The organism is Wenyingzhuangia gilva (genome assembly GCF_030519655.1).
Lineage (GTDB): Bacteria > Bacteroidota > Bacteroidia > Flavobacteriales > Flavobacteriaceae > Wenyingzhuangia > Wenyingzhuangia gilva.
Map to the genome: position 1 here is coordinate 210,933 of NZ_JAUMIT010000002.1, position 17,856 is coordinate 228,788.

Genomic DNA, 17,856 nt, shown 5'->3' on the forward strand with positions numbered 1-17,856 from the left:
TGAATTAGAAATTTAGTACCGCATCTAAATCTACAGTATCCCAAGTTTTGCTAATTCCATCTTCACCAGTATGTAATGCTTCACAAGCTTTGTGTAAAGAAGCCAAAGCTTTTTCAGCGTGCCAAGTATTTAAATCAATAGTTGCTTTTAAATAAGCAGTCTTTCCTTGAATGTTTAAAGTAAAAGGTAAATCATGTGTTTCATTGTTCATAGTTAATGAAATCACTCCTTCATTATTTCCTGATTTAGTAACGGTACCAGAAAGCATTTCGGTATTGTCCATTACTCCAAAAAACAACGTTTTAAGTTTGGTGTCACGGATGTCATTATCGCTAAAAATACTACTTACAGGTATTGAGAATTCAACACCGTTTAAAGCTTCGTCAATGGTTGCAGCAGACTTGTTATTTTCAATATTTACAGTTTGCATTTGTCCTTTAACACCTGTTTTGTTTGTGAATTTATAACCTGTCCAGTTTACCACAGCTGTTTCAGCATCTAATTGATAAGTTGTTACTTCAGATTTTTTTTCGTTTTCTTTTTTTGATGGTTTACATGCTGCAAGTGTTGCAACGGCCAATAAAATAAGTGTTACTTTTTTCATGATATCTTTTGATTTGTATATTTTTCTACCAGTTTAATATATTCTTTTTGAGCTTGTTTAGGCGAAATACCTCTTAATTGCATCCAAGCATTGTATTTAAATGAACTCCTTAAATCTTGATCTTGATTCGCATTAAAACTAAAATCGTCTCCTTTGGTAGCTTGTTTATAGTATGCGTAGAATTCTAACATGATATCCGGCGGAAGTGTTTCCATTTCTAACGCCAATTTAACCGCTTTGTTAAAGCGCTCTTTTAATAAAGAATCATTACTCATAAATTATAAAAATTATAAAGATGCAATTACATCTTCTGCACCTTTTACTGTTTGATTTAAAGATACGTTAATTTTAGAATTTAAAGGTAAAAACAAGTCAACTCTTGATCCAAATTTAATAAAACCAGCATCAGTTCCCTGTAATACTTCTGTACCTTCCACAGCATAGTTTACAATTCTTTTTGCTAATGCTCCAGCAATTTGTCTGTATAAAACTTCTCCAAAAGTTTTGTTTTCAATCACAATACTTGTACGTTCATTTTCTTCAGACGCTTTTGGATGCCAAGCAACCAAGTATTTACCAGGATGATATTTACTATATTTTACCAATCCGCTTAAACCATATCTTGTAACATGTACATTTAATGGGCTCATAAAAATAGAAACCTGTAATCTTTTGTCTTTAAAATATTCAGGTTCATATACCTCTTCTATCACAACAACCTTGCCATCAACTGGTGCTACCACATGATTTTCTGACACATTTGTGTTTCTTTTTGGATTTCTAAAAAATTGCAGTACAATTACTACAAAGAATATTAAAACAACATATATGATGTATTGTAACCAAGGTAAATCTTCTAATAGAAAATAGGTTAAGTCTGTAATTATTAATGCTAAGATTAATGTGGCTAAAATGATGGTTTTTCCTTCTTTGTGAAACATAGTTTATGAAATTAGTTGTAAGTAAAAGTATATAAAAGGAGAGGCAAAAACCAAACTGTCAAAACGATCTAATACACCTCCATGACCTGGGATTAAATTCCCACTATCTTTAATGTTTGCAGCGCGTTTAAACATAGATTCTACCAAATCTCCAAGGCTACCAAAAATACTGATAACCAAGCTCAGTCCAAGCCATTGTATTAATGAAAACTGTGTAAAATATATAGATAATATACTAGCTGTAATCAATGTTAAAAGTAATCCTCCTACAGAGCCTTCAATGGTTTTGTTTGGTGAAATTCTTTCGAATAATTTTGTTTTACCAATACTTTTTCCTGTTAAGTAAGCAAAAGTATCTGTAGACCAAACTAAAATAATACAACCTAAAAAGGTAGTTCCTTCATAAGTATGAGTTTCATTACAAAAAGGAATGGCTAATATAATGGTAAAAGGGAGTATGGCGTATAAATAGGTTAAAAATACAACACCTAAATCTGTAAATGGTGATTTGTTAACTCTTTTAAACAATACAATTAAAAAGGCTACAAATAGTAAAACATATATAAAAGCTGAGTTTGTTTCAGCTATAGAAATAGAATCACTTAGGTTAAAATGTTCTTTTAAAATGGTAATGCTTCCAGCAGATAATACAAATGAAAAGATTCCAAGAATATTAAAAAAAGGTGTTTTATAGTTGCTCAGTTTTTGAAACTCATAAATTGCAACTAGCATAAAGAAAAAGAACAAAATATAAAAAGTAATACTACTATACAATGTTGCAGATACTAGTATGGCAACAAAAACAATTCCTGAAAGAGCTCTCTGCAACATAATTATATATTATAAATCTTCAATTAAGATAAGGTAAGTGTTTTTGGAATTAGAAAGTCCGTAGTTTAAAAAAGTTTCCTTTTTTTTATCATTCCCGTAGCTTTTAATTTCGCAAATATTGCTGGGGATTCTTTGTTTACAACTAGCTTTGATTCCGGTTAAACCTTCTCCCATATTTTTGACGATTTGGCTAGTGGTAGCCATTACAATAAAATTGCTGTTTAATTCAATTAACTTCATCTCTTTAATCTGATTTGAGGAAATCATGATGTTACCAGAATCAGCAACCAAATGTTCACAATTTGTGAAAAAAGGACTATTGTAGTTGGAGTCAGAGATTTGTGTTTTTGTTTTTTTAGAAAATTCAATTAACTTTTCTTGCACACAAGAAACTTTATGCCAATCATTCTCTTTTAAAATTCTTGTAAAAACTTCATATGCTTCATTTTCAGAAATACAATATAGAAATTTTCCTCCTTTATTAATAAAGTTATGAACAAACAAATCATCTAAAGACAAAACAACGGGTTGTTCGTTGATTTTTTTGTCTTTAGATGATGGTTTAGATTTTGAATTTTTAAAAAGTTTATCGAATAAACCCATATAAATAAATCCTTCCTTTATTGAGGTTTAGTTTTCTACCTCAGAATTGTTTTCTTCTGTTTGTTCTTGTTCTTTAAGTTTTTTCTCTAAGATCTCACTTTCAGATAAAAAAGCTCTTTCTCCAAAAATTTTAATCAAATCATCTTTAAAGATAACTTCTTTTTCTAATAAACGTTCAGCCAATTCTGTTAATTTGTCTTTATTGTCTGTTAAGATTTGGATGGCTCTTTGATATTGTTGCTCAATTAAAGAGCTAATTTCTTCGTCAATTAACTTAGCGGTAGTTTCGCTGTACGGTTTTGTGAAGCCATATTCTTGACCGCTAGAATCGTAATAAGTTAAGTTTCCAACCTTTTCACTTAAACCATAAATACTTACCATGGCTCTTGCTTGTTTGGTTACTTTTTCTAAATCGCTTAATGCACCTGTAGAAATTCTATTAAAGATAACTTTTTCTGCAGCTCTACCTGCTAAAGTAGCACACATTTCGTCAAGCATTTGTTCAGTTTGTACAATCATTCTTTCTTCAGGTAAGTACCATGCAGCTCCTAATGATTGTCCTCTAGGTACAATGGTTACTTTTACCAATGGAGCAGCGTGCTCTAGCATCCAACTAGCAGTAGCGTGTCCAGCTTCATGAAAAGCAATCGTTTTCTTTTCTTTAGCAGAAATAATTTTATTCTTCTTTTCTAGACCTCCTACAATTCTATCTACAGATTCTAAAAAGTCTTCGTTTTCAATGGATTCTTTTCCTTTACGGGCAGCCATTAAAGCAGCTTCGTTACAAAGGTTGGCAATATCTGCTCCAGAAAAACCAGGTGTTTGTTGAGCTAAAAAGTCAACTTTTACATCAGTTCCTAATTTTAATGGTTTTAGGTGAACATTAAAAATAGCGCTACGCTCGTTTAAATCTGGTAGGTCAACATAAATCTGTCTGTCAAATCTACCTGCACGCATTAAAGCTTTGTCTAAAACATCTGCACGGTTGGTAGCTGCTATAACGATTACATTTACATCTGTACCAAAACCATCCATTTCTGTTAACAATTGGTTTAATGTGTTTTCACGTTCATCATTACCACCTGTCATGTTGTTTTTTCCTCTTGCTCTACCAATGGCATCAATCTCATCAATAAAAATAATAGAAGGAGATTTTTGAGCTGCTTGTTTAAATAAGTCTCTTACTCTAGAAGCACCAACTCCCACAAACATTTCAACAAAATCAGAACCTGATAAAGAGAAAAAAGGAACCCCTGCTTCACCAGCTACAGCTTTTGCTAATAAGGTTTTTCCAGTTCCAGGAGGTCCTACTAACAAGGCTCCTTTTGGTATTTTACCCCCAAGGTTTGTGTATTTTTCAGGACTTTTTAAAAAGTCAACAATTTCTTGAACTTCTTCTTTTGCCCCTTCTAAACCAGCAACATCTTTAAAAGATATTTTTACTTTTTGGTTTTCATCAAATAATTTTGCTTTAGATTTTCCAATGCTAAAAATTTGTCCACCAGGACCACCAGCACCAGCACCACCAGACATTCTTCTCATAAAGAAAATCCATAAACCTAAGATTAGGATGAATGGTAAGAATCCTAAAATAGAATCAAAAAGATCTGTTTTATTAACATTTTTAAGGTCAATATCTAGATTGTACTTTTCTTTATTCTCTTTAATTGTATTCTCAAAATTTTCTAGACTACCAAAGTTATATGTCAATACAGGTTTTGCACTAACCCATGGTAAAGACTCATCTTTGTTGTTATTTCTAAATTCTTTTTGAGCGTCTTCGGTTAAATGAATTTCTGCGTAATCGTTGTTAACAATTAAAATATTTTTAATACTGTTAGCGCGTAATAAATCTTCGAATTTATTTCTAGAAATATCCGTGTTTGTTACATTGTTACCAAAAAAATTAAAAGATATAATCACAGCTATGATAGCAGCATATATCCAATAAGAATTAAATTTTGGCTTAAACCCATTAGGATTAGGTTTAGGTTGGTTTTTTTGTTCTTTGCTCATTTGTTTTTGTATGCTTTTTCGATTATGAAATCTTAGTGATTTTAGCATCACCCCATAACCCTTCAATATCATAAAGTTCTCTGACAGGTTTTTGGAAGACATGTACTACAACATGTATATAGTCTAGTAAAATCCAGTTTGCTTGAGATTCTCCTTCTACATGAAAAGGTTTTTCTTGAGCTTCTTTACCCACTATTTTTTGAATTGACCCTGCAATAGCACTTACATGTGTGTTAGAGGTTCCCGATGCGACTATAAAATAGTCACAAACAGTGTTCTCAATTTCGCGTAAATCTATCAATTGGATATTCTCTCCTTTTACTTCGTCAATTCCCTTTAAAATGGTACTAATCAATTGATCAGTACTTACGTGTTTTTTAGACATTAAAAAATCTTTAGTTTTGCTGCAAAGTTATCGTTTTTTAAGTGATAACTTACACTAATATAATTATAATTTATTTGTGAATATAATCAAACTTAATGCCATTGACTCTACAAATCGTTTTTTGAAAGATTTGGCAAAAAAATCGGATATAGACAACTTCACGGTAGCGGTTGCAGAAGAACAATTGGCAGGTAAAGGTCAGATGAATACCGTATGGCATTCAGAAAAAGGAAAAAACTTATTGTTTACAGTTTATGTAGAATTAAAGGGCTTATCTATAGATTTAATCCCTTATATTAACTTTTTATCAGCTGTAAAAATAAGAGATGTGATTGATGATGTTTTAGGAAATGTTTCCAAAATAAAAGTAAAATGGCCTAACGACATAATGTCATACAACGATAAGATTTCTGGAATATTGGTTGAGAATATTTTAAAAAAGCAACAAGTTGATGCGTGTTTTATTGGGGTGGGATTAAATGTAAATCAACTTTATTTTCCATCCCATTTAACCAAAGCCAACTCTTTGGCTAATATAAAAGGGAATGAGTTTGATAAAGAAATGGTGTTGGAGAAAATAATATTGGCTTTAGAAGCGGTAATGAATGTTGATTATATCTATAATAATTTAGAAAAAATTAAACAGGAATATTTAAATCAATTATACAAAATAAATATCCCTACAATGTTTATGGATACTGAACAAAACATTTTTATGGGGAAAATTGTTGATGTGACCAATGAAGGTCTCTTACTTTTGGAAAAAGAAAATGACTTGATATACAGTTATGCTGTGAAAGAAATAAAATTACTTTAAATATTTTGCAAGTTATTGCTTAAGGCATTGATAAAATTGGTCAAGGGTTTTTTTACCATCATGGCCATCATTGGGTTAAAATTTCCTTCAAAAAATAATTGAGCAGAAGTACTATTTTCCGAAATAGCATTTAAATCAATGGTTAAAGTAAAATCTAATTTACTTGAAGCAGCACCTAAAACTATTTTATTAGTAGGTGTTTTTTCTTTTAAAATCAATCTAATTTCTGGCATCCCAGTCAAACCAAAAATAAAAGAATCTCCATCCACTTCAAACTTTTCTTTGTTGTCTGGCATCAACTGTTCAAAATTGTTTAAATCAGTTAAAAAATCAAAAGTTTCTTGGTTTGATTTAAATATGGTTACTAAAGGAGTTTCTAATTTCATGAATCTATTATTTGGTCTGCAAATATAATTATTGAAGCTAAAAAAAGCATCTTAAAAATAATTAAGATGCTTTTTGATATGTTTAATCTTCTTCGTTAGTCCATTTGTCTGGAGCTTTTCTCCAAGTTTGGATCAAGGCTAATTCACTAGAAGTAATATAATTATTTTTTACGGCTTGTTCTATTAAAACTTGATAGTTACTTAAGGTAGTTAAAGTAACATTGGCAGCTTCAAAGTTTTTGTCAGCAATAGGAAAACCATAAGTAAAAATAGCCATCATTCCTTTTACATTTACGCCAGCTTCTTTTAAGGCTTCAACAGCTAATAAACTGCTCATTCCTGTGCTGATTAAATCTTCTACCACCACTACATTAGAACCTTTCTCAAGATATCCCTCAATTTGATTCATTCTACCATGCTTTTTAGGCTCAGGTCTAACATAAACGAAAGGAATTCCTAATTCTTGAGCTACCAAAACTCCAATAGCAATAGCTCCAGTAGCAACTCCAGCAATAACATCTGGTTTACCATACTGCTCTTCAATAGCATTGGCCATATTGGTTTTTAAAAAATTTCTTATGATTGGATAAGAAAGTGTAATTCTATTATCGCAGTATATAGGTGATTTCCAACCAGAAGCCCAAGTGAATGGATTTGTAGGTTGTAGTTTAATTGCTTTTATTTTCAAAAGCTGTTCTGCGGTATTATTTGCTGTATCTTTGTTAAAAATCATAGTGCAAATGTATAAAGTTTTTATCAATGAAGTTCCAGTTTTTTTTACAGAAAAAAACAATGAATTAACAGGTTTTTCTTCTGTGAAATATCAAGAACTTGATTTTATAAATATGTATCAAGAGATTCAAAAGAATCTCGATGCGAAAATAAATGTTATTTGTGACAATTTGGAAAATGATTGGAGCAATTTTCTATTAAATTTTGAAGTCCGTAAAGCAGCAGGTGGTGTGGTGAAAAACGTTAGTGATGAAATCTTATGGATTTACAGATTTGATACATGGGATTTGCCAAAAGGACACATAGAAAAGGGAGAGTCTAAAGAAATTGCAGCCATTAGAGAAGTGGAGGAAGAGTGTCAAGTAACTGGATTAACTATTGATAAAGAGTTAGAAACTACTTATCATGTTTTTAAACATAAAGGAGTTTTGGTGATGAAGGTTACCTATTGGTTTGCGATGCATACGAATATTGAAAAACAAACGTTAGTTCCTCAGCTAGAAGAGGGGATTACCCAAGTAGTTTTTAAAACTTTAGAGGAATCAAAAAAATGTTTAGAGAATACTTATAAAAACATCAAGTTATTGATGGAACAGTTGTTGTAGTTTGCGTGTAAAGTTTATTTAATATATTCGTCTTAGTATCAAATTATTTTTATGAAAACCATCTTAAATCTCTTTAAAACAGTAATTCTTTTTGCTTTTTTTTCTGTAAGTGCTCAAGTTTATAATCCTGTATCATGGTCTACTTCTGTAGAAAAGAACGAATCAGGAGATGTTACTTTAATTACTACTGCTACCATTGAAAAAGGTTGGCATTTATACAGTCAAAACATTGAAGATGGAGGTCCAATTCCTACCACTTTTTACTATCCTAAAGAAATTAAAACTATAGGAGAAACTACAGAAGGAAAAGGAATAGAAATACAAGACCCTATTTTTGAAATGCCAATTAAATATTTTGGTGAAACGGCAGTTTTTAAACAGAAAATAACTGTTGAAGATGTAACTTCTGTAGCCGTTACAGTGGAATACATGGTTTGTAATGATGAAATGTGTTTGCCTCCAAAAGAAGTGGAGTTGACTTATGATTTGACAAAAGCGATAGTAACAAAAACGGTTATTACAAAAGCTAGTACTACTGATGATAAAAGTTATTGGACTTTATTTATATTAAGTTTTTTAGCAGGGTTAACGGCTTTGTTAACGCCTTGTGTTTTTCCTATGATTCCAATGACCGTAAGCTTTTTTACCAAACAAAGTAAAAACAGAGCTGCTGGAATTAGAAATGCCATGATTTATGGAATTAGCATTGTAGTAATTTATGTGTTGCTTGGAACTTTTGTAGTAGGTGTTTTTGGAGCGGATTCCCTAAATAGATTGTCTACAAGTGTTGTTTTTAATGTCGTATTTTTTGGAATTTTAGTATTTTTTGCCTTGTCATTTTTAGGAGCTTACGAACTGGTCTTGCCAAGTTCTTGGGGAACAAAATTAGATGAAAAGGCAGATAGAGGAGGATTGATAGGAATCTTTTTTATGGCTATGGCTTTGGCTGTAGTTTCATTCTCTTGTACAGGACCTATTGTAGGAACGGCTTTGGTAGAGTCTGTATCGCAAGGAGGAGTTGCTCCCATTATTTCTATGTTAGGTTTTTCTTTAGCGATTGCGATTCCTTTTGCATTGTTTGCTGTTTTTCCAGGATGGTTAAATTCGCTGCCAAAATCAGGAGGATGGTTAAACACAGTAAAGGTAGTGCTAGGGTTTATAGAATTGGCTTTGGCATTTAAGTTTTTATCAAATGCAGATTTGGTTTTACAAGCGCACTGGTTAGAAAGAGAGGTGTTTATCGCTATTTGGATAGTGATTTTCTTGTTCTTAGGAATTTATTTGTTAGGGAAATTAAGATTATCTCATGATTATCAGGCAGTAGAAACCATATCAGTCACAAGATTGATGTTGGCTATTTTGAGTTTTACTTTTGTGGTTTATATGATTCCGGGAATGTTTGGAGCTCCCGTAAAATTGATTGGAGCTTTTGTACCTCCGTTAGAATATAGCGAATCTCCAAATGGAGTGATGAGTAATCAATCAAATTCTAATATTTCACATCAAGATTTGCCTGAGGGGGCACATATTTTAGCTCCGTACAATATTTTAACATTCAACGATTACGAACAAGGTTTGGCTTATGCTAAAAAAGTTAACAAACCAGTGTTGTTAGATTTTACAGGTAGAGCTTGTGTAAACTGCAGAAAAATGGAACAAAATGTATGGACAGTTCCTGCGGTTTTAGATGTTTTACAAAATAAAGTAGTGTTAATTTCTTTATATGTAGATGATCGTCAAAAATTGCCAACGGAAGAAATATCTCCTGTAACAGGCAAACCATACAGATATATTGGTCAAAAATGGTCAGAGTTTCAAACCAAAAGATATAAAACCAACTCGCAACCTTACTATGTAGTTGTAGATGCTAATGGAGAAGATTTGAATCATCCTGTAGGTTATACTCCAAATGCGGAGGAATATTTATCATGGTTACAACAAGGAATAAAAAAAGCTGGAAATTAAGGTTTTGTTAAAGCTTCCTTAACTTCATCAGCTTCGTATCAGTCTAACTTTGTGATTCAATCATTACTATTTAGTTATGAAAATTAATCATAAAGTTTTATTGCCGTTTATAGGTGTTTTACTCCTGTCTTTATGCTTTTTTAGTTTTCCTAAAGGAGAAATTGTCTTGGCTGTTAATAAAACTCACACGCCATTTTTAAATAGATTTTTTGCAGGTGTTAGTTCTATAGGAAATACCATGAGTATCTTTCTGTTTATAGCGATTGTTCTTAGATATAAACTCAAATTTCTATATTTTTTTGTGATGGCTTTTTTAATAGAATCAACTATTGTAATCCTTTGTAAACATCTTTTCTTTGATGGACTTCCACGGCCATATTTATTGTTTGAAGCCAAAGGAATTTTAACCCAAATAAATTTTGTTGAAGGAGTAAGAGTCAATAAAAGAGATTCTTTTCCATCGGGACATACTGCTTATGCTTTTGTAATTGCTACTTTTTTTGCTTTAAAAATAAAAAAAATGCTTCCAGCGATAGGTTTGTGTTTGTTTGCGATGCTTGTGGGTATTTCTAGAATGTATTTGGTTCAACATTTTTTTATGGATGTTTTTGCGGGAGCTGTTGTGGGGATCTCATCAGCGTATATAGCGATTGTTTTGATAAAAAACTCTAGAAAACGAACTTGGTACAATATGAAAATTCGTTTTACTCCAACTCATAAAAATTGGTTTACACTAATTACATTCCCAGATAATTAATGAATTTTTTTAATTTTAAAAATCCATTATGGTGGATGTTTTTACTTGCTTTTGTTTTATGCCTTTTTGGTAGCGGAAGTTCTATTATTTACATTTTAGATGAAGCAAAAAATAGCGAAGCAGCAAGGGAAATGTTGCAATATGGGAATGTTTTTAGGCCTACTTTTAATGATGTCATCAGAACAGATAAACCTCCTTTTCATTATTTTTTTATGATGATAGGGTATCAGTTGTTTGGAGTAAATGCTTTTGGAGCAAGATTTTTTTCCGCATTGTTTGGAGCTTTTACCATTGTTTCTACTTTTATTTTTACTAAAAAACATTTAGGGAATAAAGTTGCTAATACAACGTATTGGGTGTTGTTATCTTCTTTTTATTTTATTCAAGAATTTCATTTGGCTGTACCAGATCCGTATTTAATTTTTTGGATGAGTTTGACCTTCTTTTGTTACATCGATTTTTTTATTTCAAGAAATTCAAAAATACTTTGGTTGCTCTATTTTTCTATGGGATTTGGGGTGTTAACCAAAGGGCCTGTAGCCATTGCTTTACCTACTTTGGTAGCATTTATACATTTAGTTTTGGTAAAACAATTTACTGTTAAACAGATTTTATTATTTAAACCCTTTTCAGGATTGCTCTTGGTTTTGTTGGTTAGCCTTCCTTGGTTTTATATGGCACATGTAGAAACGGTAGGTGTTTTTACAGAAGGATTTTTTTTAAAACACAACGTAGCTAGGTTTCAAGATAAAATGGAAGGACATGGTGGTATCTTTTTAATTACCATTGGTTTTGTGATCTTAGGGATGTTGCCTTTTTCTTTGTGGATTTTTAGAGCTTTGTTTTATGCAATTAAACAAAAAACTAATAATAAATTTGTTTTTTTTAGTGCTATTTTGGTGATTGTTTTTGTGAGCTTTTTTGCCATTTCTGCTACCAAACTTCCTAATTACACTATGCCTTGTTATCCTTTTATAGCCATACTTTTGGCTTGGTTTTTCCAACAGGCATTAGAAAAAGGCGATGTAAAGTATTCTTTTATAGAATGGGCTTTTTTAATTTTAATAGCTTTTGCTTTACCTGTGGCAGGGTATATTGGTTTGTCTTTAGAGAGTGCTTTGGAGTCAAAAAAATGGATTGCCCTGTTGTTAATTTTCATTCCTATAGGAGTTGTTGTTGCTTTTTATTATTTCATAAAAAAGAATTTTATTTTAAGTTTTAAAATAATTACATCAGTATTTATAATGCTTAGCTTGTTGTTGTTTGGATTCGTTTTTCCTCAGTTAACAAAAGAATCTCCTGTAGAAAAATTTAAGGAACACATTGCTAGTCATCGGCCAGTAATAGTGTACCAAAGAATGGATGCTGCTTTTCCAATTAACTTTAATAGATCTTATAAAATTGTAGATACCATTGAAGAGATTGATGCTTTTTTTAAGGAGTTTCCTAATGGTGTTGTGATGACTAATACAAGAAATAAAGATGAAATAAATGAATTAAGTATCTTTAATCAATTATTTTCGCAAAAAAGTTTGTTCGAAAATCATACCACTAGGGTATATGAAAAAAAATCAAACAAAATAGTTGAGTAAAAATTTATAACCTTATGATTTTATCAAAAAGAGATCTTTATGTTCTTTATCCATTATTGTTACTTGTTTATATAGCAGGTTTGTTTATTCCAGTGATGGAAAACGATTCTGCACAACATGCAACCATGGCTATGAGGATGTATCTTGAGAATGATTTTTTACATATATATAAAGGAACTCATGATTATTTAGACAAGCCACATATGCATTTCTGGTTGGCGGCTTTGTCTTTTAAACTTTTTGGAATTTCTGAATGGGCTTATAGATTACCTGCTTTTTTATTCACTTTAGTTGGTGCCATGTACTCCCATAGATTGGCAAAATATTTTTATGGAAGAAAAATAGGGCATATGGCTTCTTTGGTTTTTTTATCATCTCAGGCGATTATTTTGTCTAACCATGATGTAAGAACTGATGCGGTTTTAACTGGGGCTACTATTTTTGCCTTGTATCATTTTGTTAAATATATAGATAGACTAACTCTTAAAAACATGATTCTAGGTTTTTTAGGGTTGGCTATTGGTTTTTCTACCAAAGGTCAATTGGCGGTCTTTGTTTGTGGAGTGGTTTTGTTTGCACATATATTGTATGCAAATAAATGGAAATCGGTTTTCTCATGGAAAGTATTAGTTGGATTGGCGAGTTTCTTTCTTTTTATCAGTCCCGTTTTATATGCCTATTATATTCAGTTTGATTTGCATCCAGAGAAAGTATTTAATGGCTATTCTAATATTTCTGGAATTAAATTTATTTTATGGGATCAGAGTTTTAATAGGTTAACAGCCACAGGGTTTGGTAATACAAGTCCAGATTATTTGTTCTTTTTCCATTCTATTCTTTGGGCATTTTTACCATGGCCCTTTATTATGTATACAGCTATGTTCAGCAATATTAAAAGAGCTGTTAAATATAAATTTAAGTCTTACGAAAGTTTTGAGTTGATGACCTCTTTAGGAGTTTTACTGGTGTTGTTGGTTATTAGTACTTCAAAATTTAAATTACCACATTACTTAAATAGTTTAATTCCGTTAATGTCTATTTTAGTTGTTGGTTTTTTGTGGTATTTGCAAAAAAGCCAAAAAGTAAAGTATATAAAAAGATGGGCAAACTTTCAAATAGGATTATTTTCTGTTTTGTCGGTGTTAGTTATTTATTTATGTTTTTGGGCATTCCCAATTCATAGTGTTTATATTATTATTGGGCTGATAGCGATTGCTGTTTTATTAATTCTCTTTATAATAAAGGAAAAAGCAAGTCCTTTTAGAAAATTAATTGTGTCATCGGTAGGTTTTATGATTTTGATTAATTTTTGTTTAAACACACAGTTTTATCCTAATTTGTTACAATATCAATCAGGAATCAAGGCAAGTAAAATTATCAAAGAAAACAATATAGATGTCAATCATCTGTATTTAAGAAAAGATATAGAAGCTTGGTCGGTAAGTTTTTATGCCCATAAAAATTTAAAAGAAATTTCAGTTGATGAAATTCCACATCAACTGAAAAAAGGAGATTGGGTTTACATGGAAGAGGCCTCTTTTTTACAATCTAAAGAATTAGGAATGGAGTGGGCAAAAGTTTATCCTTTAGACCATTATAGAATCACGAGATTAAAATTAAAGTTTTTAAATCCAAAAACAAGATCAGAAACCTTATCAAAAAGGTATTTGGTGCAATTGTAATCATCAAAAAGTTTAACCCATAACTCATAACTTGGTTTAAGTATATTGAGTAAGTTTGTATCACCGAAATTAAAGTAAAATGAGTAAATCAAGTTTATTATCTATTGTAATTCCTGTTTATAACGAAGAAGGAAATGTGACTTTGTTAACAGAAAATATAGATAAAGGTTTAGCAGGGTATCACTACGAAATTATTTATATAGACGATTGTTCTACTGATAATACTCGTAAAGAGGTGAAGGATTTAAATCATCCAAAAGTAATTTTAGTAGAGCTTAGAAAAAACTACGGACAAAGTTCTGCCATTGCTGCGGGAATTGATATTGCAAAAGGAGATTATATCATTACCATGGATGGAGATTTGCAGAATGACCCATCAGATTTACCTGCAATGTTAGACAAGCTGATAGAAGATGACTTGGATATGATTACAGGGATTCGTCAAAAAAGGCAAGATAATTTTGTTAGAACTTTACCTTCTAAAATAGCAAATTATATTATTAAAAAAACAACTGGTTTGCATATTACAGATCACGGTTGTGCTATTAAAATTTTTACTGCGGAAACTGCTAAAGGACTAAAATTATACGGAGAAATGCATCGATTTATTTCTTTGGTTACTTTTATGAATGGAGCAAGAATATCAGAAATGCCAGTAAAGCACCATGCTCGTCAATTTGGTGTTTCTAAATATGGTTTGGGGAGAACTTTTAAAGTCATTAATGATTTGTTATTGATTTTATTTCAGCGTAAATACATGCAAAAACCAATTTATTTGTTTGGTAACATAGGGTTGATTTTTGCAGGGGCGGGAATGTTGATCAATTTTTATTTATTAATTCTTAAACTTTTAGGAGAAGATATTTGGGGAAGACCTTTGTTAATTCTTGGAGTGATGTTAGTGGTGATGGGAATTCAATTTTTTACTGTAGGGATTATTATAGACTTGCTAATGAAGACTTATTATGAGTCTCAAGACAAACGACCATATAACTTAAGAAAAGTAACTACTTTTGAAAAAGAATAAACTGAAAAAAATAATAACAACTGTCCTAAAAATAGGAGTCAGTGTCCTTTTGTTTTATTTTGTACTTACCAAAATATCATTTGTAGAAATATTTAAGATTATTAAGAACAGCGATGTTTTTTTGTTGATTTTAAGTGGTGTTTTTTTACTGTTGTCACAATGGGTGTCTTCTATCAGGTTAAATACCTTTTTTCATTCATTAGGATATCATCTGTCTAATAAAAGCAATCATGTTCTTTATTTAATAGGAATGTTTTATAATTTTTTTATTCCAGGAGGAATAGGAGGAGATGCCTACAAAGTTTACAAACTCCACAAAAAATTTGATTGGAATGTAAAAAAGTTATCAGCAGCCATTTTTGTAGATCGCTTTTCGGGTTTAACTACCATTGGAATGTTGTTGGTTTTGCTAATGATTCCTTTTGTAAAATCTTTAGATTGGATTTCTTCTAGTTTGATATTGATAGCATTGGCTACTTTATTGTTAGTTTTAATTCCATTTATGGCTTATGCTTTGGTGCAAAAATTATTTCCATCCTTTAAAAAAGTCTACCTTAAAACGTTGCTACTTTCTATAGTTGTTCAAACATTACAATTGATTTGTGTGTATTTCTTGGTACTAAACTTTCATGTTGTTTCAGATTTGTTTTCTTACTTATTGGTGTTTTTAATCTCTGTAATTTTGTCTATTGTATCTTTTGCAGGAATTGGTGTAAGAGAATTTGTATTTTATCAAGCAGCAGATTTGTTACATTATAATAAAGATGTGTCTGTAGCCATCGGTTTGTTGTTTACTTTTTTAACCGCTATTTTATCATTGATAGGGGGGGGGGTTCAGTTAAAAAAAGTCAACTTATCACTGCAAGAAAAAAAATAGCTAACTAGCTGTTTTTGTGTGTGCTTACTTAAAAATAATTTGTATATTTGCATTCCTTTTTGGCGAGCTAGGTTAAGAGAAGGAATAAAAAACAATTTAATTTAACATCTTTAGTTGTGGTTACTCGCTTTAAAAACATAACAATCAGCTAGATACAAATTATTTTTAGACACATGTCTGAAGCAAATCAAAACGCAGTAGAAGCTCAAGAGCAAGAAACTGTACAAGTAAACCCACAAGAATTTTTAGCAAACTTTAACTGGCATAAATACGAAGAAGGTATTGATGAAGTTGATGAGGCTCAATTAAAAGAGTTTGATGCTGCATTAGAAGGAACTGTAGGTTTCGTAAACGAACGTGATGTAATTGAAGGAACTGTTGTTCGTATTACAGATCGTGATGCGATCATCGATATTAACTCTAAATCAGAAGGAGTTATTTCTTTAAACGAATTCCGTTACAATCCTAACTTAGCTGTTGGAGATAAGGTAGAGGTTTTAGTTGATAGAAGAGAAGATCACTCAGGACAATTAGTATTGTCTCACAAAAAAGCAAGAGTAATCAAAGCTTGGGATAGAGTTATTGCTGCTCAAGAATCTGGTGAAGTAGTTAACGGATACGTTAAGTGTAGAACTAGAGGAGGTATGATTGTTGATGTTTTTGGAATTGAAGCATTCTTACCAGGATCTCAAATTGACGTGAAGCCAATTAGAGATTACGATCAGTATGTAGACAAAACAATGGAATTCAAAGTTGTGAAAATCAACCATGAGTTTAAAAACGTTGTGGTATCTCACAAAGCTCTTATCGAGGCTGATATTGAAGTTCAGAAGAGAGAAATCATTTCTGGATTAGAAAAAGGACAAGTATTAGAAGGTATTGTTAAAAACGTTACTTCTTACGGTGTATTCGTAGATTTAGGAGGAGTTGATGGTTTAGTGCACATTACTGACTTATCTTGGTCAAGAATCAACCACCCATCTGAGGTAGTTGAATTAGATCAAAAATTAAACGTCGTAATCTTAGACTTTGATGACAAGAAAACTAGAATCCAATTAGGATTAAAGCAATTGTCTCAACACCCTTGGGATGCTTTAGATGCTAACTTAACTGTTGGTGATAAAGTGAAAGGAAAAGTAGTTGTTTTAGCTGATTACGGTGCATTTATCGAAGTTGCTGAAGGAGTTGAAGGATTAATCCACGTTTCTGAAATGTCATGGTCTACTCACTTACGTTCTGCACAAGATTTCGTAAAAGTAGGAGATGAGGTTGAAGCTCAAATCTTAACTTTAGATAGAGAAGAGCGTAAAATGTCATTAGGTATTAAGCAATTACACCCAGATCCATGGGCTGATATTACTGCTAAGTACCCTGTAGGTTCTACTCACAATGGTATTGTACGTAACTATACTAACTTTGGTGTTTTTGTTGAATTAGAAGAAGGTATTGACGGATTGGTATACATTTCTGACTTATCTTGGACTAAGAAAATCAAACACCCATCTGACTTTGTTGCTGTAGGTGATAAATTAGATGTTCAAGTGTTAGAATTAGATGTTGAAAACAGAAAATTAAACTTAGGACACAAACAAACTCAAGACAACCCTTGGGATGCTCACGAAGCTAAGTACGCTCTTAACACTGACCACGAAGGAACAGTTAAAGAGAAAACTGACAAAGGAGCTGTTGTAGACTTTGAGGATGGAGTTGAAGCATTTGTACCTGCACGTTTATTAGAAAAAGAGGATGGTTCTAAAATCAATAAAGGAGATACAGCTACTTTTAAAGTAATTGAGTTTTCTAAAGAATTTAGAAGAATTGTAGCTTCTCACACTGCTACGTTTAAAGAATCTGAAGCTAAAAATGTAAAAGCTCAAGCTAAAAAGGTTGAGTCTAGTGAAAAATCAACTTTTGGTGATATCGCTGGTTTAGCAGATTTAAAAAAGAAAATGGAAGAAGGTAAATAATTCCATCTTTTAAATATTATTAAAAAGCTGTTTTGGAAACCCAAAACAGCTTTTTTTTATCTCTAATTT

18 protein-coding genes are annotated in these 17,856 nt (G+C 31.5%); 9 read left to right on the forward strand and 9 right to left on the reverse strand.

Features of this window, described 5'->3' with window-relative positions; genetic code table 11:
• Positions 1–4: 4 nt before the first annotated feature.
• From QVZ41_RS05980 to rsfS, 7 genes are read right to left on the reverse strand one after another with little or no spacing between them, the layout of a single operon-like run.
• Complete coding sequence (locus QVZ41_RS05980) at positions 5–604, reverse strand: YceI family protein (RefSeq protein WP_302883644.1); 600 nt, start codon at positions 602–604, stop codon at positions 5–7.
• Positions 601–879, reverse strand: coding sequence for an acyl-CoA-binding protein (locus tag QVZ41_RS05985; protein ID WP_073121236.1), 279 nt, complete (start codon positions 877–879; stop codon positions 601–603). The genes QVZ41_RS05980 and QVZ41_RS05985 overlap by 4 nt, the downstream gene beginning before the upstream one ends.
• Before the next feature lie 12 nt (positions 880–891).
• Entirely contained in the window at positions 892–1,545 is a 654-nt protein-coding gene (locus QVZ41_RS05990; RefSeq protein ID WP_302883646.1) for a phosphatidylserine decarboxylase family protein, read from the reverse strand.
• A 3-nt stretch (positions 1,546–1,548) separates the two neighbouring features.
• Positions 1,549–2,376 (reverse strand): phosphatidate cytidylyltransferase, encoded by an 828-nt coding sequence (locus tag QVZ41_RS05995; RefSeq protein WP_302883647.1) that lies wholly within the window; start codon positions 2,374–2,376, stop codon positions 1,549–1,551.
• Between the two features lie 9 nt (positions 2,377–2,385).
• Positions 2,386–2,979, reverse strand: coding sequence for an LUD domain-containing protein (locus QVZ41_RS06000; protein WP_302883648.1), 594 nt, complete (start codon positions 2,977–2,979; stop codon positions 2,386–2,388).
• A gap of 27 nt (positions 2,980–3,006) precedes the next feature.
• Positions 3,007–4,995: an ATP-dependent zinc metalloprotease FtsH gene (ftsH, locus tag QVZ41_RS06005; protein ID WP_302883649.1), complete on the reverse strand. Its 1,989-nt coding sequence runs from the start codon at positions 4,993–4,995 to the stop codon at positions 3,007–3,009.
• A 22-nt stretch (positions 4,996–5,017) separates the two neighbouring features.
• A complete protein-coding gene (gene rsfS / locus QVZ41_RS06010; protein ID WP_302883650.1) occupies positions 5,018–5,380 on the reverse strand; it encodes a ribosome silencing factor in 363 nt (120 codons plus the stop codon).
• 76 nt (positions 5,381–5,456) lie between these two features.
• Between rsfS and QVZ41_RS06015 the strand changes: the two genes are divergently transcribed.
• The gene (locus tag QVZ41_RS06015; protein WP_302883651.1) at positions 5,457–6,197 is read left to right on the forward strand and encodes a biotin--[acetyl-CoA-carboxylase] ligase; all 741 of its coding nucleotides are present in this window, start codon (positions 5,457–5,459) and stop codon (positions 6,195–6,197) included.
• Here the strand turns inward: QVZ41_RS06015 and QVZ41_RS06020 are convergent.
• Complete coding sequence (locus tag QVZ41_RS06020; RefSeq protein ID WP_302883652.1) at positions 6,194–6,583, reverse strand: SRPBCC family protein; 390 nt, start codon at positions 6,581–6,583, stop codon at positions 6,194–6,196. The genes QVZ41_RS06015 and QVZ41_RS06020 overlap by 4 nt on opposite strands.
• 82 nt (positions 6,584–6,665) lie before the next feature.
• On the reverse strand, positions 6,666–7,316 hold the full coding sequence (gene pyrE, locus QVZ41_RS06025) for an orotate phosphoribosyltransferase (RefSeq protein WP_073121264.1): 651 nt from the start codon (positions 7,314–7,316) through the stop codon (positions 6,666–6,668).
• Positions 7,317–7,323: 7 nt separating this feature from the next.
• Between pyrE and QVZ41_RS06030 the strand changes: the two genes are divergently transcribed.
• The 8 genes from QVZ41_RS06030 to rpsA all read left to right on the forward strand — a co-directional run bounded on the left by QVZ41_RS06030 (position 7,324) and on the right by rpsA (position 17,787).
• Positions 7,324–7,920, forward strand: a complete 597-nt coding sequence (locus QVZ41_RS06030) for an NUDIX hydrolase (RefSeq protein ID WP_302883653.1) — start codon at positions 7,324–7,326, stop codon at positions 7,918–7,920.
• A gap of 51 nt (positions 7,921–7,971) precedes the next feature.
• The gene (locus tag QVZ41_RS06035) at positions 7,972–9,885 is read left to right on the forward strand and encodes a protein-disulfide reductase DsbD family protein (protein ID WP_302883654.1); all 1,914 of its coding nucleotides are present in this window, start codon (positions 7,972–7,974) and stop codon (positions 9,883–9,885) included.
• Positions 9,886–9,961: 76 nt separating this feature from the next.
• On the forward strand, positions 9,962–10,642 hold the full coding sequence (locus QVZ41_RS06040; protein ID WP_302883655.1) for a phosphatase PAP2 family protein: 681 nt from the start codon (positions 9,962–9,964) through the stop codon (positions 10,640–10,642).
• Entirely contained in the window at positions 10,642–12,234 is a 1,593-nt protein-coding gene (locus QVZ41_RS06045; RefSeq protein ID WP_302883656.1) for an ArnT family glycosyltransferase, read from the forward strand. The genes QVZ41_RS06040 and QVZ41_RS06045 overlap by 1 nt, the downstream gene beginning before the upstream one ends.
• Before the next feature lie 14 nt (positions 12,235–12,248).
• Positions 12,249–13,916 (forward strand): ArnT family glycosyltransferase, encoded by a 1,668-nt coding sequence (locus QVZ41_RS06050; RefSeq protein WP_302883657.1) that lies wholly within the window; start codon positions 12,249–12,251, stop codon positions 13,914–13,916.
• Positions 13,917–13,995: 79 nt separating this feature from the next.
• The gene (locus QVZ41_RS06055; RefSeq protein WP_302883658.1) at positions 13,996–14,943 is read left to right on the forward strand and encodes a glycosyltransferase family 2 protein; all 948 of its coding nucleotides are present in this window, start codon (positions 13,996–13,998) and stop codon (positions 14,941–14,943) included.
• Positions 14,930–15,820: a lysylphosphatidylglycerol synthase transmembrane domain-containing protein gene (locus QVZ41_RS06060; protein WP_302883659.1), complete on the forward strand. Its 891-nt coding sequence runs from the start codon at positions 14,930–14,932 to the stop codon at positions 15,818–15,820. Before QVZ41_RS06055 ends, QVZ41_RS06060 begins: the two co-directional genes overlap by 14 nt.
• 173 nt (positions 15,821–15,993) lie before the next feature.
• Positions 15,994–17,787: a 30S ribosomal protein S1 gene (gene rpsA / locus QVZ41_RS06065; RefSeq protein ID WP_302883660.1), complete on the forward strand. Its 1,794-nt coding sequence runs from the start codon at positions 15,994–15,996 to the stop codon at positions 17,785–17,787.
• Positions 17,788–17,856: the final 69 nt, after the last annotated feature.